Origin of the sequence: Parasphingopyxis sp., assembly GCF_052168295.1 — a bacterium.
Classification (GTDB): domain Bacteria; phylum Pseudomonadota; class Alphaproteobacteria; order Sphingomonadales; family Sphingomonadaceae; genus Parasphingopyxis.
Window position 1 is genome coordinate 67,162 of the sequence record NZ_JBQLZN010000089.1, and the last position, 25,710, is coordinate 92,871.

Sequence of the window (25,710 nt, forward strand, 5' to 3'; positions counted from 1 at the left end):
AGCTGCTATCCAGCGTCTATGCGTTTTGTTGGATGCTGGTGACCGAATGGTATTTGATCACAATCAAACATCTTGATGACATGTTCGCGACTCTCTTGTTGCCTTCTATCTATCGGGAGTTTCTGCCCCAATACGCTTTAGCTGCCTAAGGCTCTGATACGCGAGAGCTGCATGGCGCGGAGGCGGACCTTCAGGATTAAGCTTTCGCTCAATCTTATCCAGTTCTTCTGCCAAGTCGATCACCCGATGCATCAGCAAGATTCTTCTTTCAATGTCCATCGCCAGATTCCAATCCGCGCCAGCGCACCGGGTTAGATGGCGTCTCACTAAGCTTCAAATCCAATATCATCCATATTACTGAACATCACTGATATCAGCCGTACCTTGCCGGCCGATCAATCTCTGGAATTCATGAAACTATGTTTTGACCATGATGCCGTTTTGATGACCGGAAAAATACGCGATCATCAACGACAGGCCGGCTTCCGTTAGCTCCACATAGACACGCCTTTTGTCTTCGGGATCGCCCTGGCGCGCGACATAACCCGCTTTGACCAGACGGCCGATGTAGCGCAGTCCTGTCGTAGCTGGGCCGTGCGAGGCGATACAGGCGCTGGAAACTGAAATCCGTTTACCGGTTAGTTTGGCGCGCATCAGATCGAGCAAAATATCCCAGCCGGGATCAGCGAGGATCCCGCTTCGGAAGAGATGGCGCCTTAGCGCGCGCGCTTCGATTTCAGCGATCACGCCCGAGAGTAAATCGTCGCGGGTTTCGAGAAGGTCCGACTCCGAACCGTTCCAGTTTACCTCGCCAAAGAATGACTCGCGCTTGCTCATGCCTTCACGCGCCGCATCTTCTGTTCGATCGCCGCCTGTGTCTCAGCCGAAGTCTTCAGGTTGGAGCGCTCCAGCGGCCCCATCTCGTCCCAGAAACCTTCCTGGCGAATGGCAACCATCGGATCGATCCCGTAGCGGATCGCATCCGGGTCCGCATCAAGATGGGCGACCATCTCGCGGTATTCGACATTGGCAAAGCGGAAGGTCGGCTTGCCCTCAATCTCCCGAAAACCAAAGACACGCCAGAATCTCACGAGATCATCACGCGAATGACCGTATACCCGCAGGAAATTCTTCTGGCGCGCATGCTCCAGGGCGACGCGCACCAGCCGATAGGCGAGCCTTGATTTTCGGTATTCGCTGCGAACGGCGAGCCGCTCCAGCTTGGCGAAATCCCCGAAATAGCGCAGCCGGATACACCCCGCCGCATCACCATCGACCAGCCCCAGAAACTGCGTGGCGCAAAGGTCATTGCCGTCAAACTCTTCCTCAAACCGGCAGAACTGCTCTGCGATGTAAACGGCCGAGCGCACCGAAAAGACCTGCATCAACTCTTCCACGGTTCGCACCCGCCGTACCTCAAGGCCATCCCGTTCTGGCGCTCTGCGGGGCGCTTGTTTCAGCGTCTGCACGTTCAGTTCTCTCTGCGGCAAACAAACCTGCAGCCAGTCCGGCGCGCCTGGATAGATCGCGCGCGCTTGGGTAAAGCCGATCGCGCGCGATAGCCGCTCTGAATGTTTCGTCACTGATCGCGAGAAAATCGGACAACCCTCCGGCGCAGCCTCGGCCAGACAATCGAGTATCGTCCGCACGCAACGACCCAGCACCCCGGGCAGATAGACCGCCCAGAAGTAAATCGCCGCCGGCCGTTCGTCCGAACGGGCCAGAAAGACCGGGTCGGGCCGTCGCCCTTCGAAAGTGCCATTCGTCAGCGCAATTGCGCCGCGTTCGTTCAGCGGCAGATAGGCAAAAAATCCGACCGTCTGATCCGTGACGGGATCGCGTGCCAAACGGATGATCTCATCATTCCGATCGAACAGCGCCTTGATGCGTGCGGTCTCGGCCAGTTGAAGCGTCTCGCGCGCCTTTTCGATCCACGCGGCGATCTCCTTCCACTCCGCGGTGACCAACGTGCAGGCATTGGCCGAGCGCGCACGATCGCAGCGACTGACTTTCTCGGAGAACTGCGCGCGCGGGTCAAAGGCCCGCTCTTCGCGTCGCGTAACGCGTTTGTTCATGGCGACCCCCTGGGGATTATCCTGTTGTTATTTTTTTGTTAAGCACGGTCAGGGAGGCGTGAGATGAGGGGAAGATTCGACCAGTCTGGACGAAATTGGTTCACGCACGCGTGGCCATGGGGGATTTGAAGCTCAAGCTTGAAGATGCGCACTGGTTCTTGACGTTGGCGGATCAGAAAAGCATCCGCGGCGCCGCCGATTATCTCAACCTGCCCGTCAGTACGCTCCGATATAGACTAGATCGCCTGGAGGCTATGGCGGGCGATGCGCTATTCTGGCGGCGTCAGGGCGGCGTTGAATTGACGCCTGCCGGAGCCCGGATGCGCAAGCTCATGCAAAAGATCGTCAATGCAGCCAAAGACGGTACCGGTGCGGCCGATGACATTCTGGTGCAGCCAGGGCAGCTTTCAATCTCGGCGGGTGAAGGTGTCGGCGCCGTCTGGCTCTCACCGCTTATCGATACGCTGCAATCGCAGCTTCGCGATCTGGTCGTCTCGCTGCACTGCAATTACGACCTGGCCCGCTCGCACAGCGACAAGGCCGATGTTGGCGTGACCTATATCGAGCCGCCTGACCCCGACCTGATCGTGGCCCGGCTCGGCACGCTCCACATGCGCTGCTATGGCACGCGAGAATATTTCGAGCGCTTTGGTGTTCCGAAAAAGCCCGAAGACCTGCGGCATCACCGCTTCATCGAGCAGGTCGCGCCCGGTTTCCACTCCGAGCTACGAAACTTCTTTATCAGCAAAGCCGCCGGCGAATCCTTCATCCACTTTCGCACCAATTCCAGCCTCGCCCATTATTACGCTGTCAGCGCGGGTCGTGGCATCGGCTTCATGCCGACCTACATCTCACATCTGACTGACCATCTACAGATGGTTGATCTCGGTATCCCCATCCAGTTCGACATGCAGTATTTCTATCACCATGAAGCGAAGAACTGCGCGCCGGTGCGCAAAGCGATCGATTGGCTCAAAGCCGCCTTCGATCCTAATATCTATCCGTATTTTGCGCAGGAATTCGTTCATCCTGACGACTGCCGGACCGCTGGGCGGCAAAGTAATGTCGTGCCCCTTTTTCCATCCTGAATAGGGGGTGCTCGCCCGGCCCTCGTTCGACCGCCTTTACAGATGCTCTGGATTATCGCGGCCTTTTACTCCAAAGAGCACAAGCTAGGGAAAAGTCCATTATGGATGTATCCTAAATAGCGTGTCTAGAACGGCCAAGTCGGAAAGAGGCAATAGATGTCCGAGAACAATATAAACGAAACGCTGATCACTCTGACTGCCGACATTGTCGCTGCACATGTCAGCAATAATAGCGTTGCTGTGTCAGACCTGCCGCTCCTCTTGCATAATGTCCATAACGCCTTGAGCGACCTGACAGCCGATGGTGCGCCGGAAGAAACGCCTGAGCCCGCCGTACCGGTCCGCTCGTCGGTCAAGCCCGATTACATTGTCTGCCTGGAAGACGGCAAGAAGTTGAAAATGCTCAAGCGCTATCTGCGGACGAATTACGACATGACACCGGATGAATACCGCCAGAAATGGGGGTTGAAATCTGATTATCCGATGGTCGCACCGAATTATGCCGAGCAGCGTCGCAAGCTCGCCAAGAAAATTGGCTTAGGGCGGAAGCCTCGACAGAGCCGCAAAAAATAGGTCTCGCGCCGGCAACTCCTGTCCTCGCGATAAAGATGAACGAAGCGGCTGACGGTAGAGCTGCTACATTGAAAACCAAAGGCTGCGGCCCTCAGTGCTTACGATCCTTTGGCGGATGCGGATCATTGCCTGGCGGAACCGTATCTGAGTCCCGGAATTTACCGTCACGGCCTTGGATCCGCACTTCGCCACCACCCAGGTTTTTCACAGTCCTTTTCGCCGCGGCCTCAGCCTCAGCTTGGGTGCGATGGACGCTGCTGGCACGATCACCGCCGCCCCTCTTCACCGCCCAGCCGTCATCATGCTTTACCACGTAGCGATCTTTCGAAGTCGGCATTTCTGACACACTCCCATTTCATACAGCGCGATAATCTAGCGCCTATCGCAACTTGGGAACAGATATCGAACACTCAAGATTGAGCAGACCGAAACTTTTGAACCGTTTCGGAGGAAAAACTGCTTGATTTCGCGCAAGCTTGCTCGGCTCCTACCGTCTTAGGCGCGAGGAAGATGAAACCGTGGCGCAGAAGAACGATGGGGGAGCAGGCTGCCTGGCGATCGGTGCAGTCATACTCGGCATCTATCTGCTGAGCCAATGCGGCACGAGCCCAAGCGACACATCTGCACGCGATCACCAAGCAAGAGATTGGTACTACGCAACAGTCGACGGACTGCGCTGCCGCGAAGCGCCCACTACATCATCGAACATTCTCTCGACGCTCACGCGCGGACAACGCGTGTCGGTCATCGAGATACAATCAGGATGGGCGCTGATTGATCGTGTGCAGGACTGCTGGTCCTCGATGGACTATCTCTCGCGATCCCAGCCAGTCGATGATGATAGCCCGGCCGATTCAGAGCCAGCACGGCTTGTAGCGGAGACGCCCCCACCCTCCCCTCAAATGTCAGATTCACAAATTCGCCGCGAAATCCTTCAGCGATCGCGATCGATGTCTTCGGGACGATGCGATTGCCCCGACGATCGAATGCGCAATGGACGCCGGTGCGGAGGCAACAGCGCCTGGTCCCGGCCGGGCGGGCGCTCACCGATCTGTTACCCCGGCGATGTTTCGCAGTCGGCCATCGACGCTTACCGGCGGCGCGAAGGCTTCTAAGGTGAAGATGCCTACACAAACTACGACGCGAGCCTCATCCAGGTCATGGTAAACAGGTAACGAGCAGTTATCTGAGCTAGCACAGACGCCGCGGCTATCGCGTGAGCACCGAATTCTGTCCGAATTGCTTTGACAAGAAACACAAATCAAATAAGAGACGCTTGAAAGTTTGACCTGCATCAATATACGGCTTTTCGATCGCTATAAATCGACCAATACCTAAAAGAAGGGGCGCATTCTAATGTTCAAAACACGAATTCTTGCTGTCGTAGCGGTTATGGGAATAACGCTGTCCGCCTGTGCGAGCAGCAGCAACATGATTTTGACACCCAACACATCGGAATATCGCACGAGCAACGTGACGCTAGAGTATGGTGGCGGAACCGTTGAGGTTGAGCAGGAATCTGTTGTCGAACTGCAGCGATATATGCGCGAAGAGTTTTTCGATCCCGAACGCGGCGCCATCTTTAGCGAGGGCGAAGGTCTGCGGGTTCAATATGGCTTCGTTACATTTGACGAAGGTTCGCAAGCGGCTCGCTATTTTCTGGGAATCGTCGGTGGAGGTGAAGCAGAGATGACCGTTCGCGCTCGCTTCTACGACGCCGAAGGAAATCTCCTCGCCGAGATTCAACCGACGGGTCGCGTTAGCGGCGGCTTCTTCGGAGGCGATGCAGGTTCGGCGTTGCGGAACATCGCGATTGAAACCGCCGAATATGCGGCGGCAAATTTCGCGCAATAACTATTGTGAACCGCCAGTGATCCGTGCCGCCTTTCCATGGTTCAGAATAAACGCTAGGCGACCGCGGACGAGAAATTGAGCGGCGATGATCAGGAAGAACGCATCGTTCGAGAGAACATGCGAATGTTGCGAGCACGTCTAAGACGCGGTCCATCTGCGGCTATTGGACAAAGAGATCGCATCGCCAAAGGCCGTTTCGCAAAGCGAAAAGCTCGAGAGCTTCTTGCTGCGGCTAGAACCGAGCCGCGCGTACCACTCAAAATCTCTCAAATGCTGGCAACATTTCGCCGATCTCCGATTCTCGATGGATTGCTCCCGGAGAGACGGGAACGCTGGCTGCCGATTCTCGCTCGATCTCGTTTTGGAGAAATCGAAGATTTCGACTTCGAGAAATTCTCTTTGCTGAAGAATCCAAACGATACTCTCGCGCAGTTCCGTAGCCTGGCGGAACTGGAAACGAGGGCACTCAATGCGCGCATCAATTTTCACGATGAGTATGTCGAAGATATCGGAAGCTATCTAGTGCTTAGCGAAGTCTGGCCAGTCCTCCGCCACATGGCTCGCGGAGGTTCTATGAACGCTCCTGTACAGCGGGTTTTGGCTAAAATGAACGTCGGCCAGGACTTGAAAGTGAATTTCAATGCAGTGAAAGGTTCCGAGGCGGATCTCCGCGACATTTGGACAATGCCAGTCCAAAGACGACATGCCCTCCGGCAAGCTCGATCGGATGAAGCCTTTCTAAGACCGCAGAAACTGGAAGTGGCCATCGATCATTTTGCGGCTCTCGTCGATGAGTGGCTTGGCATTGATCAGTTTGACATGGAATTGACAGAAGAAGGCAGATCAAAGCTGAAACGGATTTTCGGGGAACTGCTCGACAACGCGGAGAGACATAGCGTTGCCGAATCTCGAGATGGTGACTGGACAATGGCGGCATTCATGGCGCGACGCTGGAATGACGAAAAACAGGAATATCAATACATCTGCCGGGTCGCAGTAATGAGCATCGGCCAGTCTATAGCCAACAGCTTTGATGGGGCGCATCCGAGAATTCGAGAGGCCGCGGAAAACTATGCTAAGAAACATCGTAGCCGACGGCGCTCGCAGTCCGCTGAAACGCTCATGACGCTCTTTGCCCTTCAGGATATGGTGACGACTGATCCTGAGGCGTTCGGCAGCGGCGGAACCGGCATGATGTTCGTGCTAGACTTTTTTAGCGAGTTGGGCGGGACTGAAGACATCTTGATCGATCCTCGGCTCACAATTGTTTCCGGTAGATCGTGCATTATGCTGCGTCGTCCCCATATAAAGGGGGAGCGCAGACCGGCGGAGAATGGTAAGGTCCAACCTCGCTTGCTTTGGTGCAACGAGTCGAACTCATATGATGAGCGGCCCGACCCGGAGTTTGTTTTTGATCTAGAGAACGAATTCAGAGGCACCTTAGTGACGATGGCATTCACACTTGATTTAGCCTACCTTCGACAAAGTTTGCGGGACGAGAACAATGGAGAATGACGTGATCGATCTTGCTGAGTTGACCGATGGAGGAAGGATTGCGAACCTTTCTGGCCGGCATCGGGGATTGGCTGCGATGACAAAGTTTGGCCTGGATTGGACGAATGCTGAAAGCGTCCGACCAATGGAAGTGATTGTACCTGATACCATTGACAGCATTACACCTTCGTTCATCCAGGGCATGTTCGGCAAAACGTTCGAGATTCTCGGGCACAGCCGCGATGCGTTCTACGGGAAGTTTCAGTTTCGAGCGTCGCCATCCATTGCCGACCAAGTCGAACGTGGAGTGACCGCAATTCTGACGAGCCGAGATTTGCGAGACATCCATTAGGGATCATGTGCAATGTCGGTTTCGCCGTGGGTGCCGATCTTTATCTCGCTAGCCACGGCGGCGTTCTCAGCTTTCACTTGGTTTCACACCGACCGAGAAGCAAAATCGCTTCGAAACGACGTATTTCGGCACGAGCGATGGAGCGAGATTCGTCGCGACATCGAAGCCCGGCGAATTAACCTCGAAAATGCAATTGCCGACTATCAGGACAATTCGCTCCACGCGCTCGGCAATGTCGATGCTCATAATCAACTGCGCGCTGCCTATCGCAGCCTTCTACGAGCCCATGCGCTTCTACAGCAGTCTACGGATCGAGCTGCTAGGTCGCCATATGTGAACGAACAAGAAAAATGGCGCGGTGTCACCTACGCGCCCGTCGTTCAGAACGAAACGCTGCTCGATAGAACCGGGGAACTACAAAACGCCGTTCTTCAACAAATCGATAATCGGCAAGGGCTAGAGCTGATCGTTGAACAAACCGTCAACGCGTTTCAGGGGATGATCCGCGAACTGGACGACATGCTCACGATAGAAGACTGCCACCACGATCCGGACAAGATTTAAATCGCTTCTTACTGATACGTCGAGCCAGGTTCTGGCCGGAGGCGCTCGCCCCGACCGAGCGCTCTCTGAACCCATCAAATCGATCCAAGAACAGCTTAGCGATCGTCGAAGGCTCTCTCAATTCTATCCCGAAGAAACCGCTTTGATTTGGCCGAAGATCTCACTTTGTAACCCCTCACAATCGTTTCCGTTTCCTCCGGCGCGTCCGTCTGGCCTTTGAACTGATCGGGCAGGTCATCCTCGGTCAAGAACAGGATTTTGGCCCGTTCGGAATCGGAAAGCGCCGCGACAATGTGCTTCTCGAGCGACTTTCGATGCCGTGCGGATCCGGCGACCAGCCATATTTTATCTGCCCCGAACCGCAGGCATTTTTGCACATTCAGAAGCTCATGCTCACGCGTCGTCGTGACCGATACCTCGACGCAGATGATCTCACTGTCCTTGCGCAAGATCACATCGGCCCTGCCCTCGCCATCGAGGATCACTTCCTCGATACTAGCCCGATAGCCAGCCGCTTCGCCCAATTCCTTGACCAGCGCTTCAAGCTCGCGATGTCGGGCGCCGCCACCACCTTCCTTGGCGTAAACTGGTGCTGACGCCGGCTCGACTGGCAGTTCGGTCACGCCAGTGGACACCGCCTCTACCGTTTGCGGTTTTTCCGGTTCGCTGGACGGCTGACGCTCCGGCGATATGTCCGCGGGTGTTGAAGCGGGCGCTGGTGCCGGCTTGTCAGGCGGCGCGTCAGGTGATGACGGCGGTTCCGGCGATGGCGGATGTTGATCGGGCGGCAGGCCATATTTTTTCCGCGAACGCTCGATCAGCCTGGTATGCTCAGTTTCGGATAGCCGTCCGAGCCCTTCCACGAAACCAAGCGGTACCGCGAACGGCATCGCCTGCGGCGTGATGTTCTTTGCAAAGAGCGCGAAATTCGTCTGCGTTTCATCCTTTCTTTGGGCGAGGATAAACTGGCTATCCACCCGGAATTCCGATGCCAGCTTACTCGCATCCTGTGCGCTCACACCGCCCGCCAGTTTGATCGAAGTATTGGCGAGCACGCCAGACTTGCCGCTCGCAGACAGCTGATCGAGGTGCTGGTGGGCAATCGTGATCGCCCCACGATATTTGCGCACCTGGGCGAGCAGTCGGATCAGGGTCTGGTCGATCACCCCTTCCGCTTCGTCCAAATAGATGAAGGTGTCAGTGCGCGCGATCGGTGCAATGGCGGCGCGCCGCATGAGCCCCTGCCCCAATAGCGCCACCATCATGCGAGCAAAGATGTGCGAGCCCTCTTCGCCCAGATACTCCTTCGAAGTGTTGATGAAGATGATCTTGCCGGAGAGCATCGCTTCGTCGAGCTTCACCGTATTCATGGTTGCAGAGAACACCCGGTCGAGCGCTCGATTGGAAAGCACGCCCCACAGCCTTGCCAGTATTTGCTGCTTGGTGGTGTTAAGCGACTTATCGAAGAAACGGGTTTCAAAAAATGTCCGGGCCGTGCCCGTCATTTGCACCATATACGGACGGTATCTCTCGCCATCTTCCATCAACTCGCGCAGCGTATGGATGTTGCCGCCGGGTATCTGCATTAGAAGCAGCCCCAGATAGCGAAACAAGGTCGCCTGACGACTGGTCAATTCGCTGCCAAGCAAAGCATCGAAGAAATACTCAAACAGCTCGATCGTATTGTTCTCTATCGTTTCCTGAGCGCGGCGGTCAGCACCCTCGACCTGGGAAATATCGAACAGGTTGAGGCCCACCGGACATTCGCTGTCGGTCGGATCGATGAAGATGGCGCGCTGGCCCAAGCGCCCATCTCCGAACGGTTCGAGCCGAGACAGGTTATTGAGAAGTGTTCCGTCCGGATCCATCACCACAACCGATTGTTTCCGCTTCAAAGCGCGGCGCAGATCATCTTGGATCAGATATTGCAGTAGCTGCGTCTTGCCGTGCCCCGTACCGCCGATGATATGCATATGCTCGAACCGCACATCTTGCGGGATGGGGATCGGCACCGGCGTCCGAAACAGGCCCTGGAAATAAGTCCAATTGGTATAGAGATCGGACAGCTCTTCAGACGAAAGGTTCTTTTGCTCGTACGGATGTACGAGCTGGCGTTTCGTGGTGTGGCGATCCTCCCAGTCGATGCCCGATGCAATGCAGTAGCGTTTTTCAAAATGCTCGCGGGCTTTCGCAAACAAGCCGGCATCAGCAACATCGTTATCGTAGAAGGCCACTATCAGTTGCGAGAGGAAGGCCGGAAAATCGTCGATAAAGGTGGCCAGTGGCGCTTCCGGGCTAAGCACGGTTTCATGCGGCACCGAGCCGTCCGGGGCCGGATCGATCAGCAGGTTAACCGGCAACCGATCGATGATGCTGTGCAGAACCTGCTTCAGCTTGTTTCGCCACAGTCCCAGATAATGGTCTTCGTTTTGGTAGATATGTACGGCGTGACGCAAAAGCGCCCGCACCTCGACCTCGTCTTCGAGCGTCTCCTGTGGTTCATGAAGCCGCTCAACGTCGATGCAGAACGGCTCATGCAGAAGCAGGTTGAGACCGATGTCCGCCAGCTTCGACACCATGCCCGAAGACAGGCACAGATCCGACTCGTCGCAGACCTCAACCAATATATCGATTATGAAGTCCTGGCTTGCCCGGAGCGAGCGCAGCTTGGTGCGTTCACGCAGCCGTGTGACTTCGCCGATCAGGCGAACGGTTTCTTGTTCATCTCTCGATCGAGACGAAAACCAGCCCATTCATTCGTCTCGGGGGAAGGTAACCACCTCTTCGCCACCGAAGGTCTGGCAAGTCATGAGAACCGTATGGAAAACTCCGGCCGCCGCCTTGATCTGCTCCTCTGCCTCCAGCATTTCTATAATGTCTTTGCACTCTACGCGCCGGCCGCTCACTAGATCATTGACCGTGAACATGCGCCCGGTGGAACGCGCCGCAACTGCTACCGCGAGCTGTTTGAACGCACCTGAGCTGGCCATCGCATCGGCAACCGATTGCTTTTCATAGATGACAGTCTTGCCGAGCTTGTATTTCTGGACATATTCCTCTTCTTGGCTGGTCAGCTTGCTGCGCACGTCCAGTATGAACTTGACGCCGCCCAAGCCGGACTTTTGCGAGCGAGACAATAGCAATTCCATAATTTCCCCCTAAGCCGGAAAACGGCCTACGCTCTGAGCCAAGCGATCAGTCCGTAGAGCAGCAAACCGCACATAACGACCAGCAGCAGCGTGAATTCGATCTCGATCGCACTGGGCTTTTTCACGCTAAGTGCATGGCATGACTGCCAGCTGGGAGGAATGAGCAAACGCATCCAAAATGCATCTAATCCGCCGTATAGGATCAGCGGCTGAATCCAAGTTCCTATCACTATCGACACGCGCACGAACCGCTCTGCACCATCGCGAGCTGCTACGAATGTGTCGATTGTTTCAGATACGATTATCTGCCCGAAGAGGTTTACAGGCCGCGGGGAATACCGCCGTCGGCATTCGGATCGATCAGATGACTAATGCCAGCGGCCCTGATCTCGCCCATAACGCCGCCGCATAGCTGCAAGACGTCACGACGATAGACTATAACTCCCGATCCTCGCGCATCTTCGCGCGCTTGCCGCTCACGGCGGACGGCCTCGGCCTCTTCTTCGTTTCTCCCGATTTCCGCCTCGCACGCCTCCGCCGCTTCCCAGCGGGCCCGGCTGAGATTGGTTTCCGCTTTCTCGCTCCAGGTCATCTCCTCCCAGCTCCGGCCGAACGGCGATCCCGCATCGCTACACCCCGAGAGCACCACGGCGATTCCAACAAAACCAATCTTCCGTATGCTGTTCACGAGACGTCGCCACGATCAGAGGAACCGACCGGATCGCCAAAGCGGTTGGTATCAGCGTCAGCCCCCAAGACAGCGAGACCGGCGATTAGAACGGGCAAGGCCGGGAAGAACAACAATCCGCCAAGGCCCAAAACCATGAGCAACCATTTGCCGGAAAAGCCTGCATCATGCAGTCGCCTGACCATGGACGACAGTGTGAGGAGAAACGGCAGAATGATCCCGAGAAACGCAAATTTGAAACCGGTGATGGCGGCCTGCCGGTTTAGCGCTTCGCGTTGCTCCCAATAGAGGTAATCGCCGGCCAAGTGCGGTCCCGTACGCTCGTTAAGCGCCTCATAGACATTGATGAAATCTTCCAGGAACAGGAAGGCGCTAATGATCAACAGCGAAAGAAAGACGGCGAGATAATAGGTGAGGAATTGCCGCTTGCTATCCCTCCCCTCAAAGTTGGTGACGTTCCTAAACCCATGCTGCAATATTTGCTGAAAATCCATCGACTGCCCCTGCCCTGCGAATCCAAATTCACGCGTCTTTTCCGATCGAATGTGGATTGGTACCTACGCGCCAAATCTGGCTTGCAAGGCGCTGCGAAATTCACGGATGCGCTCCTGCGATCGTTCGGCTCCGGCGGTCGCCCGGCCGCCGGCGGAATAAAATTGGATCTCGACCGTCCGTCCGTCGGGTTGCAGGGAGACATATAGTTGGACGGTGTAGGAGCGACCCATGATGACGCTCTCACCGAAGTTTGGCTGATCGCTCAGCTGCACCAGGTTCTCGGCGCGATTGCCGCCCGTATATTGATACCCCAGCTCTTCACCGACTGCGATTACGGTATCGACGAAGTTCGCCGGCTCGTTTGCCAAGACCATCTGTTCAGTCGTCGAGAACTGTCCGCTAGTCCCGCTAAAGGTTGCGCAGGCGGTTAGCGATACCAGTGCTACGCATATTAAAATTGCCCGCATAGATGACCCTCCCAAAGCAAAAAGCCGCAATCTCGGCCTTGCTGGATCAGGCCGTATGGGAAGTTCGTATATGAGAACATCGCATATGACAATATCGCATTTAGCGAGACTGCTGGATGAACTCAGAAGGCTCCAGCAGATGACCAAATCCGTCTTTTCCGACGCCTATCGGACTCTTCTTGAGCTACTTGTAGAAAGCCGTGACAGAGCAAACCTTCACCAGACGGAGTTGGCCGACCGCGTTGGCTGGGATCAGACAAAAATCTCCAACGTGGAGCGTGGAATTCGCAGGATCGATGTCATCGAATTTTGCGCGCTCGCCAAGGCCATGAATCTGGATCCCGTGGAACTGTTTGCTGAACTCAATCGACGTTTGCCGAGCAAGCTTGAAATCTAGATAGCCACACTCTCGCTATGAAGATTGAGCCTTTTGACTCGATCGAAAAAAGACACCGCCGAGGCGGTGTCGAGGTGACGCGGTTTAATATTCCGACGCCAGCATGATGGTAAGGACGCGCTTGGTGACTTCGGGATCAGAAGGATCTTCGCTGCCCGATTGGAGATCGAGCCCGTAATAGTCGATCTTCCAGAAGATCCGCCGGCCGTCATGATCGAACGATCCGAAGTCGTGTTCGCCATGCGGATCGTTGGCCTCATCGAAGTTGTCATAGTTTTGGACCTGGTTTGCGATCGCTAGCATAGCTTCGTCGCCCAATTCTCCGATGCCGGGTGTGATGAACATCTGTCCGCCCAGGCCAGTCTTGCGAAACCGGTCGTTGAGGCGGCGGATACGCGCCGTCTTCTCATTGTCCATGTATTGCTCTCCTGCATTGTCCGGCAACACACAATTGCGGCCGGAGCGATGCAGATGAGCAGTGCGGCCATGATAGCATGGCTGCGGATTTATCGCTGAGTGGAAAACACCAAGGGCGCCGCCCTTTCGTTTTCCAAAGCACAAACAGCGCGACCGTGACTCGGCTTCGCCTGCGTCCGCACCACTCGCGCAGTTTGCGCTTTCCTTTCCCCATCCCGTTCTCGCCGAAGGGCAAGGGCCGATGGCCGCTGTTGGCCATCACCCCAATGAGAAGGAAAGGAACTTCACCATGACCATCAAGACCATCGATATCGAACAGTTGCGCCTGTCGCCACTCAATGTGCGCAAATCGAAGCGCAGGCATATCAAGGCGCTGGCAGAGGATATTGCCGCGCACGGCCTTATCCAGAACCTAGTCGGCTACAAGAACGGCAAGGGTTATGCCGTCGTTGCGGGTAGCAGGCGGCTCGAAGCCATCCGCTTGCTGAAAAAGCAGGAGCGGCTGCCTAAGGGCTTCAAGGTGCCGCTATCGATCTGCACCAAGGACGAAGCCATCGAGCTATCGCTGGCCGAGAACCAGTCGCGCGACGATATGCATCCCGCCGACGCCATCGAAGCCTATGGCAAGCTGGCGGCAGACGGCATGACGAGTGACGATATTGCCGCGCGCTTTGGCGTAGTGCCGGATCACGTCAATCGCATCCTCTCGCTCGCCGGTCTGCATCCCGATATTCGCGCCGCGCTGGCTAAGGACGAGATCGGTCTCGAAGCGGCCAAGGCCTATACATTGACCGACGATCAAGAGCATCAGCTGCGCCTGTTCGGCGAATTCGGCGATAATGCGCATATGGTCCGCCGCGCACTGACCGACGACAAGATCGCCACCGATAGCGCGATCTTCGACCTCGTGCCCTTGGCGGAGTATATCGAGGCTGGCGGCATGCTCACCCGCGACTTGTTTAGCGGCGACGAGGGCGGTTTTGCTGACAATCCCGAGCTGGTCTGGCGTTTGGCGCAACAGCGGATGGAAACGATCAGGGATGATTATGTTGCCGATGGCTGGCCCGAAGTCGAGATTGCAGAGCGCCAGCCCGAGAACTTCTATTCGCTTAATCATATGCGGCCCAAGGGATTGCGTGACCTGACCGACAAAGAGCGGGAACGGCTTGCCGCTTTGGAGGAGAAGGTAGCTGCCATCGAGGAGGCCGACCCCGAAGCCGGCGTTTGGAATAATGACGAGTTGCGCACCATCGATGAGGAAGTTCGCGAGATCGAGAACGCCCGCCGCTTGTTCACCGATGAACAGAAAGCGGAGAGCCGGGTTCTGATCTTCGTCGGATATGGCGGCGCGCTCAATGTTCAGCCTATCTCGCTCCGCAAAGCGAAGCGGAAGAAGAAAGACAGCGGTGCGAAACCTGAGCGATACAGCCGGAAGCTGTGCGATGCGATGCACCGCATTCGTGTGCTCGCTATCCGGGAAGCCATGGCAGACAATCCGGGTGCCGCGCTCGACATGCTGATCACGGCGCTGATCGAGGACAGGCTCGCTTATGGCGTCAATTCGCCTCTGGCACTGCGCACCAGAGCCGGTGCGGTGCAGGTCGATGACGCGTTGCTCGGTGACGCGAAGATTACCGATATCGAGGAACGCGCCGACAGCGTGTGCGCCGAGATCGATCGCAAGCGTCTATGCGAAGCCATTGCGGAGATGGAAAGCGAGACCAAGATGCAGCTACTCGCGACGCTAGTGGCGACATTGATCGATGCGGACAGCTGCCTTCCCGGCGATATCGATGAACGGCTTGGACTGGACATCGGCGGCATATGGCAGCCGAGCACAGCCTTCTTCGAGCGGATGACTAAGACGGCGATGCTCGACTTGCTTAGCGACGAGTGCGGCACGGCAGCCGCTGCCAACTGCCGCAAGCTGCGCAAGGCCGCTTTGGCCGAGGAAACCGCACGCCGTCTCGGCGAACTGAACTGGCTCCCGCCCATGCTGCAATCGAGTGTCGCCGCTTAGCGATTGCTGCTTCGCGCCTCCGGCAACTACCGGAGGCGCGAAAAAGCAGCGCCTCGTTGCGCTGCTTAGAATAAGGAACTGGAAGAACGATAGGAGCTTTGAAGTCCTACATTTTTGACGCCAACAACAGGGACGAACCGCGAACGGCTTGATCGGCAAGCGCGAGCGCCTCGAACAGGACGCTGTGATGCGGTTCGTTTTCGAAAAACCGCCTTTTCGGCACTTTGTCGGCGAGCTCGGGATACTGTTTGGCGAGATATGTCGCCTCCGCCTCGCGATTGCGAAACGGGCGTTCGCGTTCGATGCTTAGCAACCGGACGTCTCCGCGCTCGGCTTCCACGCGGATGGCTTCCAGCAACGCACGCGTGTTCGCGCTCTTTTGCGTCTTCGCTGGAACATCTTCGATAACGACGACGTTAGGAATCAGCAGCGTGATGAATTCGCGGGCGAAACAGGCCGCATCTGCCGGGGCGTTGGCCGCCTCGCACGAGGTTTGCCAAGTGGCAAGATGGCCATGCTCAATGAAAACAAAACTCACTCGTCTGTAGCCCGCCGCAAAGGCGAGATAGCTAAGACCCGTCATGGTCTTTCATTATGGCGGCGATCAGCTCGCTCTCCAAGCGCTTGAGCGTATTGTCCCGATTAAAGCTAGCTTTCTCGTCGGCAACATATTCCGGCAGATCCGGCAGATTTCGGAAGAGCGCTTCGCGCGCCTTGTGCATAAGCGCCTGATAAAGATCTGTGAAAGAACGGCCATAGATGATCGAGAGCTTGCATAGTTGCTCGACGCTGGGCGGCACGGCGCCGGTCTCCAGAGCTGCCACCTCTTGCTTCCCGATTTCGAGCAGGATCGAGACATCGCGCTCGGTCAGACCTGCTTTGGCACGGATCGCGCGCAGGTCATGCGCAAATTGTGTGAACATGAATGGTTTGGATTAAACTGATAAATCCACTTTTAGCCTATCGCACGCGCTATCCCCATTCTAGTCCGCTTGAGACGCCCAATCCCCATATTGGTGGAAACACCAGCAGGAAGTGTTCCCTTGCTTTATTTCACCAGGAATGCGCTATGCGGCTCCGAAACAAGACACGGAAAGGCTGACACCTTTCCGGTTCGATGCCGCATAGCGCATTCGTGGTATTTGAGCGTTAGTTCTCCCAAGGGACAGGCTATCGCGCGATCGTAAAACGCGTCTAGTCGGTTCGTCATTAGACCATATGGCCTGATGCGACCGCACTAGCCCGAACGCCCGTTCGCGGCGCATCATTGAAGCGCATGAGCAGAATCGTCACCATCGGGCTCGCGAATACGCGCCGCGGACTGCGCCCCTTTGGCATATCCGAACGCGATCGCCTCAATCATCAATACATCATCGGCCAGACCGGCACTGGTAAGTCGACCTTGCTTGGCACGATGGCATTGCAGGATGCGCTTGCCGGCACCGGCTTTTGCCTGATCGATCCCCATGGTGATCTGGCGGGCGAGCTTGCCGATCGGCTCGGCGATCAAGCCATGCACTGGCGTGTTGGCGATCCCGACTGTCCCTATGGCTACAATCCGCTGTCGCGCGTGCCATCGTCGAGGCGCCCACTGGTCGCTTCGGGCTTTGTCGAAACGCTTAAAAAGCAATGGGCAGACAGTTGGGGGCCGCGCATGGAGCATCTGTTGCGCCAGGCCGCGCTCGCGCTGCTCGACCAGCCATCAGCCCATATGGGCGACATTGTGCGGCTTTATGTCGACAAGGAGTTCAGGCGACAAGCCATCGCCCGGCTTGTCGATCCGCAGCTGCGCTCATTCTGGACGGTCGAGTTTCCCAAGATGAATTATCTGACCGCCATCGACGGCGTGGCGCCGATCGCCAACAAGATCGGCGCCTTCCTCGCCAATCCCGCCGTGCGAAAATCGCTGTGCGAGCCCGATCGGCCGATACGATTCCGCCGCGCCATGGACGAGGGACAGCTTGTGCTGATCAGCCTTGCCAAAGGCCGGGTTGGCGGCGACATCGCCAATGTGGTGGGCGGCCTGGTCATGACGAACATCCTCAACGCGGCGATGACGCGTCAGGATATGCCGCCAGAGGAGCGTCGCCCCTTCTTTTTGTATGCCGACGAGTTCCATGCCTTCACTACGGCCAGCGTCGCCGATCTTTTGTCCGAAGCACGCAAATACGGTCTGGGGCTGATCGCCAGCCACCAGCATCTCTCGCAAGCCGAACGCGGCGTTATCGACGCCGTCATCGGCAATGCCGGTACGCTTCTCTCGCTCAGGATCGGCGCCCAAGATGCGCCGCTGATCGCCCGTCAATTTGGCGATATAGAAGCGCGCTATTTTACTCAGCTTCCCAATTATCGCGGCTTCGCCCAACTGATGATCGAGGGGCACAAGCGACCGGTATTTTCGTTCTCCACGCTGCTGCCAGCCACCAATATGGGGATTGGACGTCTCACGCGGACTAGGCACGCTTCCTAGCTGCACGATACATTGAGACCATGGACGAATATGATCACCTCGAAGAGTTCCTCGCGATCTGCCAAAGCATCTACGAACGCCGCGTGGCTGACGGCACTTGGCCGTGGCCCGTTGATTCGACGAATCCTGAAAATGTGATAGATTCGGAGTCTAATCACTCATCTTCATGAAGCCCTGTTTTGGTTACGTCCGCGTCTCTACCGTCAAGCAAGGTGACGGTGTTTCGCTCGCAGAGCAAAAAGCTGTCATCACGGAATATGCCGCCCGCAAACAACTGCGGATTGTTAAATGGTGGGAAGAAACGCAGACAGCCGCCAAGCAAGGCCGCCCTGCGTTTAATGAGATGGTGCGAGAGTTACGACGCGGTGAGGCTGACGGTCTTATCATCCACAAGATCGATCGTTCGGCCCGCAATTTTCATGACTGGGCCACGATCAGTGATCTCGCAGATAGTGGCATCGGGATCTTCATCGCGACCGAGAGCTTCGACTTCAACACCTATGGTGGACGCATGGCCGCCGACTTCATGGCCGTCGTATCGGCCAACTATGTACGCAACCTGCGCGATGAGATACACAAAGGCCAGTTGGGCCAGGTGAAGCGCGGCCTGTATCCTTGGGGCGCGCCCCTTGGGTATCTCAACAATGGCAAAAACAGACCCAAAACACCTGATCCGAACACGGCGCCGCTGATAGAAAAGGCTTTTGAGCTCTATGCCTCGGGCGAGCATAGCTACGCCAGTTTGCTCAAAGAGATAAATCGCCGTGGCCTTAGAAACCGGCGCGGCAATCCACTAACCATGACGGGCCTCGCCACCATACTTGGCAATTCGTTCTACTGCGGATTGATCCGCATGGATCGCTGGAACGAGACGTTCAAAGGCGCACACAAACCGCTCATTTCCGTGCACACATTTAGGTTGGTGCAGCAAATCAAAGCCAATCGCCGCCAGAAGAAAGTGACCCGGCACAAATATCTTTTTCGTGGCCTATTTCATTGCGGATTGTGCGGGCGCACCATGATTGCCGAGCAGCAAAAGGGACACATCTATTATCGTTGCCACCTGAACGACTGCGATACCAAGACGGTGCGAGAGGAAGTGCTGGAGGCTAAACTGTTTAAGCAGCTACGGCATATCGTCTTTTCGGATGAAGACATGGTCAGAGCCAGGAAGATGATTGAGGCGATAGAAAAGCGCTACGGGGAAGAGCCTGCCGATGCGACAGCACCGCTTCGCTTGGCTGAGCAGCAACAGAAGATGGAGCGACTGACTGATGCGCTCATTGACCGATTGATTGACCGCAAAGCCTTCGAGAAACGCAGGGCCGTGTTGGAGTTGGAAATCGCGGAAACCAACGAGCAGATCGCTCAAAACCGCAAACTTGCTCAAAAAGCCAGGGAAGTCTGGAGATTCCTCGAACTGGCAAAAAGCGTTGCTAGCACTTACCGTTTGGCTGACGCGGCAGAAAAACGCCGATTGGTGAAATTCGCTACCTCGAACCGCTTAGTGCACGGAAAAAAGGTAGCAATAGAGCCGTCTAATCGCATGTTGTGGGCGGAGAACGCGGTTGCCCTCCTCTCTAGTGCAGATACCCCGAACACTCCTCGAACCTTGGTCAATGAATTTTGCGAGCTCGAACCTGAAATTCGGGCAATCCGTGACTCTGTTGAGCCGTAATCTGGAGGGTGAAATTTGACCTCTACTCTCTAGCGCACCGTCTACAGGTGCAGGCCGAACATTTTCGAACACTCTCGCGAGTCCAAAAATCCTCGAACCTGAGAAGGTCCTATAGATATTCTGCAAGCGAAGCTGAACTCACATCTCTGCTAAAATTGGCTCTACAGGAACAGAATCTGATTGTTGCCCTTAGTTTTCAAGGCAACGCAATATGCTGGCATAAGACGTGGCGGAGTTGCTCTACCGTAAGAATTCTTCGATGTTTTCTGTTGCCTGAGAAAGCACATTTGATCCGGGGTTTTTCGCTGCTAGCGTCGTGCAAAATGTCAAAACTGTTTCAGGCTTGGCGCCGCGGAGACTTGTGATAACATCCCGAATGTCCGCATCCAGTGTGCCAGTCCACCTGATGCGGCCAAGTGGCACTCCAGCTTCAGCGATGTCGGTTCGAAAAAGCTCGGCCTTTCCCTCGTACAGCATGCTCAACTCGGTACTCATCTCATTCTCTGAGACGAGCGATGCACTGAACGGGATTGTTGATATTGGCGAGTGATTGCCTCTGCTCGCGGAGTGAATCCAAAATGCCAAGTTTGAAGTAACTGGTGCACTGATCTCAGTATCGCCGAACTCATGCTGGAGAAGCTGATCAATATCGCCAATCTCTGAGTGAGCCAAAATCTTATCGACCTTGTCCTCTAGGCGTTGCAAACTCTTGCTGTCTGATTTGCTTAGAAACACCTTCAGCGGCGCACCAAACGGTCCAAGGGCTTGCGCTAGGCCTTCCCCGATTGGTTTTAGCCAAGAGGAAGGGCCGCTACGTTGCCCGTCGCCTTCTATTGATTTTTCCAACGTCATGCCCCCATTTTTTCGGCCTTCGATACTGGAATTGGCTATCGTGATGACGTCGAGCCAGTCGCTTGGGAGCTCGGTGAAGCGATCGCACCTGGTTGAGCAGAACGATTTCTTCCCTGAAACCAGCTGGAATTCTATTGATTGGCAGCGGGGGCAGGTCGCTGATGCCATCGAAACATCCTGAGGATCGTCGCTATAGGCGTATCCGAGGACCCTTACTTGCGGATCGCGGAACTTGAATTCCACCCGAAGCTTGCTCGCGAGCTGATCCCAGCGGACGAGGTCGAATGTCTCGCCCGCATTCTCATCAGTGTCAAGAATGAACACTTTGCCGTCATCTGGGAAGGAGACTACCTTCCTAACACCGCCCATAGCATCGCGAAATGCCCCGCAAGCGAGCCAGACGTCCACCAAGAATCGCTCTGCAGTAATCTGCTCAACTTCTAGATCGTGGTGTTGGTAGAGGTTCCTGCGTTTTCTTACTCGATTGAGTAGCTCAAACGTCTCAGGATCTATCAGAAACTGTTCAATTCCTCTCCACCTACCTGGGTTCGCTGAGACCTGTTTCAGAAACCAAGTACAGCCACCGATATCCCATGCCCTCGGGATTGGCACAGTCTCGCCTTTGCCCGCTCGACCTGATGCAATCGTGTCGCGGACGAAAAGCGCATACGACCTAAGTCGACTTTCAAAGAACGCGCCGATCCCCTGGCACGCAGAGCTAGACCGACCATCCTCAATGAGTTTCTGCTGTGCTTTCAACCGAGACTTGTCGCGGTTGGAGATTGATGCAGGAATCTCAGGTAAATTTGTCTCAAACGGGTCAGCTTCCCAACTTAGGATGAAGGGGAATTGGAGCGCTATTTGACTTACGATCAGATCTCTTACGTCATGGCCCTTTGACAGATGCTTTTCGAGCTTGGACCTAGGTATCACAACTAGAGGGGCTTTGGACTCAATGATCTTCGTTTCGATCTCTGCAGCTGCTTCTCTGCTCAATTCTGATTCTGCTATGCATACGAGGATTGTCGACGCGGAGTATCGCTTAAGCGCTAAATCAAATTCATCCGTCGAGAAGCCGTCGAAGAATGAAAAGCTTGCGTAGCGGCCTAGACTGAGAATTGTATGAAATGAGTAGTCGCATTGAATGCGAACGCTGCCACTTTCACGCTCAAAATCGATCGAGCGTCTATCCAGTATCTTGCAAAATTCAGCAGCATAGCCTTCGTCCGATGATCGTTCGATCAACTCCAAGCTCGAAGTATCGTATTCTCCCGACAGCGCCGATCTGATCGTCTTGATCAGCGCTCCTAAGAGTGATGCCATCTCGCGGAAATTGCCATTGGCCTCTGCTTCAATCGCACTATCCAAAGGGATGAAGAGGTTTCTAGGCTGCAAACGACTGCCTTCAAACAATTGACAGAGCCTCCTGCAGACCAAAGCCCTATCGGCTCTTTCGAACTCAACTTCGTTATCATCGCAGTCCAGTATCTTCTGTGCGTCTTTCAGCAGACGGGACAACTGTACCTGGCTGGACTGCGCCGATGGGACAGCAATGTGGCCTGACCAGTTCAATAGTGCTCTTGAGAAGTTCTCGACAATCACCTTGAGCAGGTTCGCCCGTGATGGCTCGTCAACCAGCTTCAGGCTTTGTAGCAGTTCTTCTTGATGATCCAGAATGGTGATCATCTGTTCGTTATCAATGTGGCCCAAGAAGAGAACAGATTTCGAGGAATGAAGACATAGAGCTCTGACAAAGTCCTTCAGGAACGCTGGATCTATCCTATGGAATCCACAATAACGCAGATACTTCGTTACATTTGCAATGAACAAATCTTTGCTTTGTCGGTGCACCACCTTCAGCTGTCCACTTTCTGCGATGACTTCCAAGATCACGTCTCGCAAGTTCGCCGCATTGCGCGGATCAATAAGCTGATCATCATCCTCTTCCTCATCGGGCAGCATTCCGAACATGCCGTCATAATTTGAGAGCCAATATGCCGCTTGCTCGTCGGGTGCGTTCACGAGCTCATCGATGACAGCTGATCTAATGAGCTCAAAACTGAAGAGCGGTTGTGATGATGGCTGCTCTTGCTTCGAACCCAATTGATACTTCGGGTTCTTAAGCCGCTCGGCCACTCCGTCGAATATCTTCATCGCCGGCGGCAATGGGATTTCTGACTCAATAAAAGACTGGAATAGCATCAGAGGATCGAACGGTTCGATCTCTCCATCCCCTTTGTCGATCGCCCATCCATTAAATTCGGGACTGACAAAGGCTTCAACCGCTTTCGCAAGCTCGGTCATTTAGGTTGGCTGTTCCTGAAGTACATCCACACCCGAAGCTCGAAGCAGTTCTTGAGCTGACTCCGTGCGTGCTCTGTCAGCTAACTGGAAGATCTGCAGGAACTGGCCCGTCATATCTACTGCTTGATAGGCCATCTCAACATTCAGATCATTGTCGTAAAGTGCTTGAAGTACATTGTGTAGTTGCCCCGGGTCGTGGGAGACTGGGCAGATTAGTACCGGTGCCTGATTGCAGTAGTACCGGTACTCTTGAAATAGAGCCCGGTAGGCAAAATCATGATCGCTACATAAGACATGTAAAATGCCAGTGTTGCCTTCTGAGGTAAGGCCATAACCAAGTATGTTGATTTGGTTCTCTTGAAGCACGCGAGTAACACGGCGGAACTCGCCTGGGCGGTTTGGTAAGAGTAGCGAGATGTGATCGCACATGCTATTTGAGCCTCGAAAGATAGGTTTCTGAGCTAGAAGCCAAAAACGGGATGGTCAATGACCATCCCGATAAGAACTATCCGATAAGAACTATTGAAGCGTGGAAACGGCTTTCTCGAATTCCCGAGCAGCAGAATATAGTTCATCGTCAAACCCTGGGATCGAGAGAGCGGCTTCGCAGCAAACGGCGTAAAGTTCTCCACAACCGTTGATCGCCAAGCAAACGTCACAACTATCGACCCATTTCGATTTCAGAGCCCTTGGCCTGAACGGACCGCCACACTTTAACTCATTGAACCAAGATTGAACGAGCTTATCGGCGTGTACTCCATCTATCCTACTGCCCATATTGAACTGCCAAAGCAGCAGGACGTCCCTCAGGTGTTTTGTTTCGAGATCTTCGATTTTAAGCATTGCTTCTCCCTTTCAACTCCCGACAGGCAAATCTGCAGGGAATTGAAGAGAAAAAGGCTCGCTTCATACATTTAGACTACCACATTTGGGCCATTCTCGCCACTATACCGCCGCTCGCCGGGTATGTGCTACGGTCGCTTCAAGCGCTTGCGAGACGTTTCAGAGTCTCGATGGCATCATGCTAGGTTATCGAGTTCGTGGAGCAGCTATTTGCAAATCCATGCTTATCGTCGTCTCGCCCTGCTCATCCATGTGATTGCCGCTTTTCTCAAATTTTGCGGCCATATGCTGTCCATGCAACCATTAGCTGCTGACGGCGCTCCAGTTGTCAGAGGTATGCGATGCTCGCGCCCGGTTTTGGTGCGTTCCGAAGAGAGTGTCGATACGTCATCTTCAATCTCACCAAAAGTGGCTAGACACACCTCACTAGTCCTGGCAACCGTCAGAATCAGAAACCGCAAAGCCTACGCCGCCGTGAGATCCTGGTCGTATGGCCAGCGGTAAAAGCTTGGCGCATCTGCATAAGGCATGGCAGGGATATGCTCTGTTTTATGCCGTTGTTTTCCCAAAAGTGCTCTTGCCCTCGTTGTTGCCTGCAGATCGACATTGAGACCAAGGGCGGCGGCGTACTTCAGGGTTTCCCCAATATGTCCAAGCGACTTCCGAGCCGTCTCAGCTTTGTCATGCCAGAATCGGTTCGACTCATACCGTTTGAACTACCCATACAGCCTGCTAAATTCTGCAGATGGTAAATAGTAAGCAGGTCGGCATTTGGCTCCGTGTATCGACTGATGATCAGGTCGAAGGAGACTCCCTCGACGTTCACGAACATCGTGCGCTGCTTTACGCTGAGAGCAAAGGCTGGGATGTCGTTGAGACCTATCGGCTAGAAGCCGTCTCCGGCAAGCGCGTCATTGATCACCCCGAAGCCACGAAGATGCTGGCAGATATTCAGTCCGGTAGGATTTCCGGTCTCATCTTTTCCAAACTCGCCAGACTGTCGCGCAATAATCGCGAACTGCTCGAATTCTCTGAAATCTTCCAGCGGCATGATGCCGATCTGGTATCGCTCGAAGAGAGCATAGATACTTCATCGCCTGCCGGCCGCATGTTCTACAACATGCTGGCCGCGATGGCGAACTGGGAGCGCGAAGAGATTGCCGCTCGGGTAGCCGCCTCCGTCCCGATTCGAGCGAAGATGGGAAAGCCGCTCGGCGGCCCAGCTCCCTTTGGCTACCGCTGGGTGGATAAGCGGTTGGTGGTTGATCCAACCGAAGCACCAATCCGCAAGCTCATGTATGAATTGTATCAGAAGCATCGACGGCGGCGGACCGTAGCGCGACTGCTGAACGACATGGGCCACCGTACCCGCAAAGGGGCCAAGTGGAGCGATACCTCTGTCGAACGTCTCCTGCGGGACACCACCGCCATCGGGAAGAAGCGCGCCAACTACTCCCGTCAGTCAAATGCGGCCACCGGAGCATGGGAATACAAGCCGGAAAGTGAATGGGTCTATCATGAGGTGGAGCCCATCATCTCACAAGACCTATATGACGACTGCGTCGGTCATATGGATAGCTTACGCAAACGCGGCAAGCGCACCGTCCGCAAGTCCGTCAATCTGTTTATAGGCTATGCCTATTGCTATTGCGGCACCAAAATGATCGTGCCGAGCCAGTCCAACAAATACGTTTGTCGATCCTGCAAGAACCGCATCCCGATGGACGTGCTCGAAGAGTGTTTCTTGGCCGAAATTTCGTCTGCGGGATTAACGAGTGCCGATCTTGATCTTCGTCGTAAGGAAGCTGACCGAAAAATCGCCGAGCTATCTGACTTGATCGAAACGCACAGCGAAACGATCCGCAAAGTTGATCGAGACATCGGCACGCTCCTTGAACTGTATCAGAAGGAAGCGCTCGATGAGCACGAA

The 25,710-nt window shown here is 55.0% G+C and carries 24 protein-coding genes and 1 pseudogene; 12 read left to right on the top strand and 13 right to left on the bottom strand.

The genetic code is table 11. The features are described 5' to 3' along the window. Positions 1-417: 417 nt before the first annotated feature. Both ACTS1Z_RS14550 and ACTS1Z_RS14555 read right to left on the bottom strand, forming a co-directional pair. Positions 418-837, bottom strand: a complete 420-nt coding sequence (locus tag ACTS1Z_RS14550; protein WP_442625194.1) for a MarR family winged helix-turn-helix transcriptional regulator — start codon at positions 835-837, stop codon at positions 418-420. Continuing rightward, the gene (locus tag ACTS1Z_RS14555) at positions 834-2,075 is read right to left on the bottom strand and encodes a GNAT family N-acetyltransferase (RefSeq protein ID WP_442625195.1); all 1,242 of its coding nucleotides are present in this window, start codon (positions 2,073-2,075) and stop codon (positions 834-836) included. Before ACTS1Z_RS14555 ends, ACTS1Z_RS14550 begins: the two co-directional genes overlap by 4 nt. A 116-nt stretch (positions 2,076-2,191) precedes the next feature. On the opposite strand from ACTS1Z_RS14555, the gene ACTS1Z_RS14560 reads away from it, so the two are divergent. Beyond that, positions 2,192-3,163 carry a LysR family transcriptional regulator gene (locus ACTS1Z_RS14560; RefSeq protein WP_442625196.1) on the top strand — a complete coding sequence of 324 codons (972 nt, stop codon included), beginning with the start codon at positions 2,192-2,194 and terminating at the stop codon, positions 3,161-3,163. 156 nt (positions 3,164-3,319) lie between these two features. Next, a complete protein-coding gene (locus ACTS1Z_RS14565) occupies positions 3,320-3,736 on the top strand; it encodes a MucR family transcriptional regulator (protein ID WP_442625197.1) in 417 nt (138 codons plus the stop codon). Between the two features lie 91 nt (positions 3,737-3,827). On the opposite strand, the gene ACTS1Z_RS14570 is transcribed toward ACTS1Z_RS14565, so the two are convergent. Further along, positions 3,828-4,073, bottom strand: coding sequence for a DUF2188 domain-containing protein (locus ACTS1Z_RS14570; protein ID WP_442625198.1), 246 nt, complete (start codon positions 4,071-4,073; stop codon positions 3,828-3,830). A gap of 181 nt (positions 4,074-4,254) precedes the next feature. On the opposite strand from ACTS1Z_RS14570, the gene ACTS1Z_RS14575 reads away from it, so the two are divergent. The 5 genes from ACTS1Z_RS14575 to ACTS1Z_RS14595 all read left to right on the top strand — a co-directional run bounded on the left by ACTS1Z_RS14575 (position 4,255) and on the right by ACTS1Z_RS14595 (position 8,000). Then, complete coding sequence (locus ACTS1Z_RS14575) at positions 4,255-4,851, top strand: SH3 domain-containing protein (RefSeq protein WP_442625199.1); 597 nt, start codon at positions 4,255-4,257, stop codon at positions 4,849-4,851. Between the two features lie 241 nt (positions 4,852-5,092). After that, complete coding sequence (locus ACTS1Z_RS14580) at positions 5,093-5,590, top strand: DUF4410 domain-containing protein (protein ID WP_442625200.1); 498 nt, start codon at positions 5,093-5,095, stop codon at positions 5,588-5,590. A 75-nt stretch (positions 5,591-5,665) separates the two neighbouring features. After that, complete coding sequence (locus ACTS1Z_RS14585) at positions 5,666-7,105, top strand: hypothetical protein (protein ID WP_442625201.1); 1,440 nt, start codon at positions 5,666-5,668, stop codon at positions 7,103-7,105. A 1-nt stretch (position 7,106) separates the two neighbouring features. Further along, positions 7,107-7,436, top strand: coding sequence for a hypothetical protein (locus ACTS1Z_RS14590; protein ID WP_442625202.1), 330 nt, complete (start codon positions 7,107-7,109; stop codon positions 7,434-7,436). 12 nt (positions 7,437-7,448) lie between these two features. After that, positions 7,449-8,000, top strand: a complete 552-nt coding sequence (locus ACTS1Z_RS14595; protein WP_442625203.1) for a hypothetical protein — start codon at positions 7,449-7,451, stop codon at positions 7,998-8,000. Positions 8,001-8,095: 95 nt separating this feature from the next. Here ACTS1Z_RS14595 and ACTS1Z_RS14600 read toward each other — a convergent pair whose 3' ends face one another. The 5 genes from ACTS1Z_RS14600 to ACTS1Z_RS14620 all read right to left on the bottom strand — a co-directional run bounded on the left by ACTS1Z_RS14600 (position 8,096) and on the right by ACTS1Z_RS14620 (position 12,700). Beyond that, complete coding sequence (locus tag ACTS1Z_RS14600; RefSeq protein ID WP_442625204.1) at positions 8,096-10,753, bottom strand: type IV secretory system conjugative DNA transfer family protein; 2,658 nt, start codon at positions 10,751-10,753, stop codon at positions 8,096-8,098. After that, the gene (locus ACTS1Z_RS14605; protein ID WP_442625205.1) at positions 10,754-11,149 is read right to left on the bottom strand and encodes a hypothetical protein; all 396 of its coding nucleotides are present in this window, start codon (positions 11,147-11,149) and stop codon (positions 10,754-10,756) included. 319 nt (positions 11,150-11,468) lie between these two features. Then, the gene (locus ACTS1Z_RS14610; protein ID WP_442625206.1) at positions 11,469-11,837 is read right to left on the bottom strand and encodes a hypothetical protein; all 369 of its coding nucleotides are present in this window, start codon (positions 11,835-11,837) and stop codon (positions 11,469-11,471) included. Further along, positions 11,834-12,331 carry a DUF805 domain-containing protein gene (locus ACTS1Z_RS14615; protein ID WP_442625207.1) on the bottom strand — a complete coding sequence of 166 codons (498 nt, stop codon included), beginning with the start codon at positions 12,329-12,331 and terminating at the stop codon, positions 11,834-11,836. Before ACTS1Z_RS14615 ends, ACTS1Z_RS14610 begins: the two co-directional genes overlap by 4 nt. A 63-nt stretch (positions 12,332-12,394) precedes the next feature. Beyond that, a complete protein-coding gene (locus ACTS1Z_RS14620) occupies positions 12,395-12,700 on the bottom strand; it encodes a hypothetical protein (RefSeq protein WP_442625208.1) in 306 nt (101 codons plus the stop codon). A gap of 238 nt (positions 12,701-12,938) precedes the next feature. On the opposite strand from ACTS1Z_RS14620, the gene ACTS1Z_RS14625 reads away from it, so the two are divergent. Then, complete coding sequence (locus tag ACTS1Z_RS14625) at positions 12,939-13,196, top strand: helix-turn-helix domain-containing protein (RefSeq protein WP_442625209.1); 258 nt, start codon at positions 12,939-12,941, stop codon at positions 13,194-13,196. 84 nt (positions 13,197-13,280) lie between these two features. Here the strand turns inward: ACTS1Z_RS14625 and ACTS1Z_RS14630 are convergent, their stop codons facing one another. Further along, positions 13,281-13,613 (bottom strand): DUF3768 domain-containing protein, encoded by a 333-nt coding sequence (locus tag ACTS1Z_RS14630; protein WP_442625210.1) that lies wholly within the window; start codon positions 13,611-13,613, stop codon positions 13,281-13,283. Positions 13,614-13,902: 289 nt separating this feature from the next. On the opposite strand from ACTS1Z_RS14630, the gene ACTS1Z_RS14635 reads away from it, so the two are divergent. After that, complete coding sequence (locus tag ACTS1Z_RS14635; RefSeq protein ID WP_442625211.1) at positions 13,903-15,633, top strand: ParB/RepB/Spo0J family partition protein; 1,731 nt, start codon at positions 13,903-13,905, stop codon at positions 15,631-15,633. 106 nt (positions 15,634-15,739) lie between these two features. Here ACTS1Z_RS14635 and ACTS1Z_RS14640 read toward each other — a convergent pair whose 3' ends face one another. Together ACTS1Z_RS14640 and ACTS1Z_RS14645 are read right to left on the bottom strand one after the other, a co-directional pair. Further along, positions 15,740-16,171, bottom strand: coding sequence for a hypothetical protein (locus tag ACTS1Z_RS14640; protein WP_442625212.1), 432 nt, complete (start codon positions 16,169-16,171; stop codon positions 15,740-15,742). Between the two features lie 31 nt (positions 16,172-16,202). Further along, positions 16,203-16,556, bottom strand: coding sequence for a helix-turn-helix transcriptional regulator (locus ACTS1Z_RS14645; RefSeq protein WP_442625213.1), 354 nt, complete (start codon positions 16,554-16,556; stop codon positions 16,203-16,205). A gap of 353 nt (positions 16,557-16,909) precedes the next feature. Between ACTS1Z_RS14645 and ACTS1Z_RS14650 the strand changes: the two genes are divergently transcribed. Both ACTS1Z_RS14650 and ACTS1Z_RS14655 read left to right on the top strand, forming a co-directional pair. Beyond that, positions 16,910-18,103: a type IV secretory system conjugative DNA transfer family protein gene (locus ACTS1Z_RS14650; RefSeq protein ID WP_442625214.1), complete on the top strand. Its 1,194-nt coding sequence runs from the start codon at positions 16,910-16,912 to the stop codon at positions 18,101-18,103. Positions 18,104-18,269: 166 nt separating this feature from the next. Continuing rightward, complete coding sequence (locus tag ACTS1Z_RS14655) at positions 18,270-19,781, top strand: recombinase family protein (protein WP_442625215.1); 1,512 nt, start codon at positions 18,270-18,272, stop codon at positions 19,779-19,781. 240 nt (positions 19,782-20,021) lie between these two features. Here ACTS1Z_RS14655 and ACTS1Z_RS14660 read toward each other — a convergent pair whose 3' ends face one another. Then, positions 20,022-22,937 (bottom strand): hypothetical protein, encoded by a 2,916-nt coding sequence (locus ACTS1Z_RS14660; RefSeq protein ID WP_442625216.1) that lies wholly within the window; start codon positions 22,935-22,937, stop codon positions 20,022-20,024. Next, on the bottom strand, positions 22,938-23,366 hold the full coding sequence (locus ACTS1Z_RS14665) for a hypothetical protein (protein ID WP_442625217.1): 429 nt from the start codon (positions 23,364-23,366) through the stop codon (positions 22,938-22,940). A gap of 1,159 nt (positions 23,367-24,525) precedes the next feature. On the opposite strand from ACTS1Z_RS14665, the pseudogene ACTS1Z_RS14670 reads away from it, so the two are divergent. Beyond that, a pseudogene (locus ACTS1Z_RS14670) lies at positions 24,526-25,329 on the top strand (recombinase family protein); the annotation flags it as partial. Between the last annotated feature and the right edge of the window lie 381 nt (positions 25,330-25,710).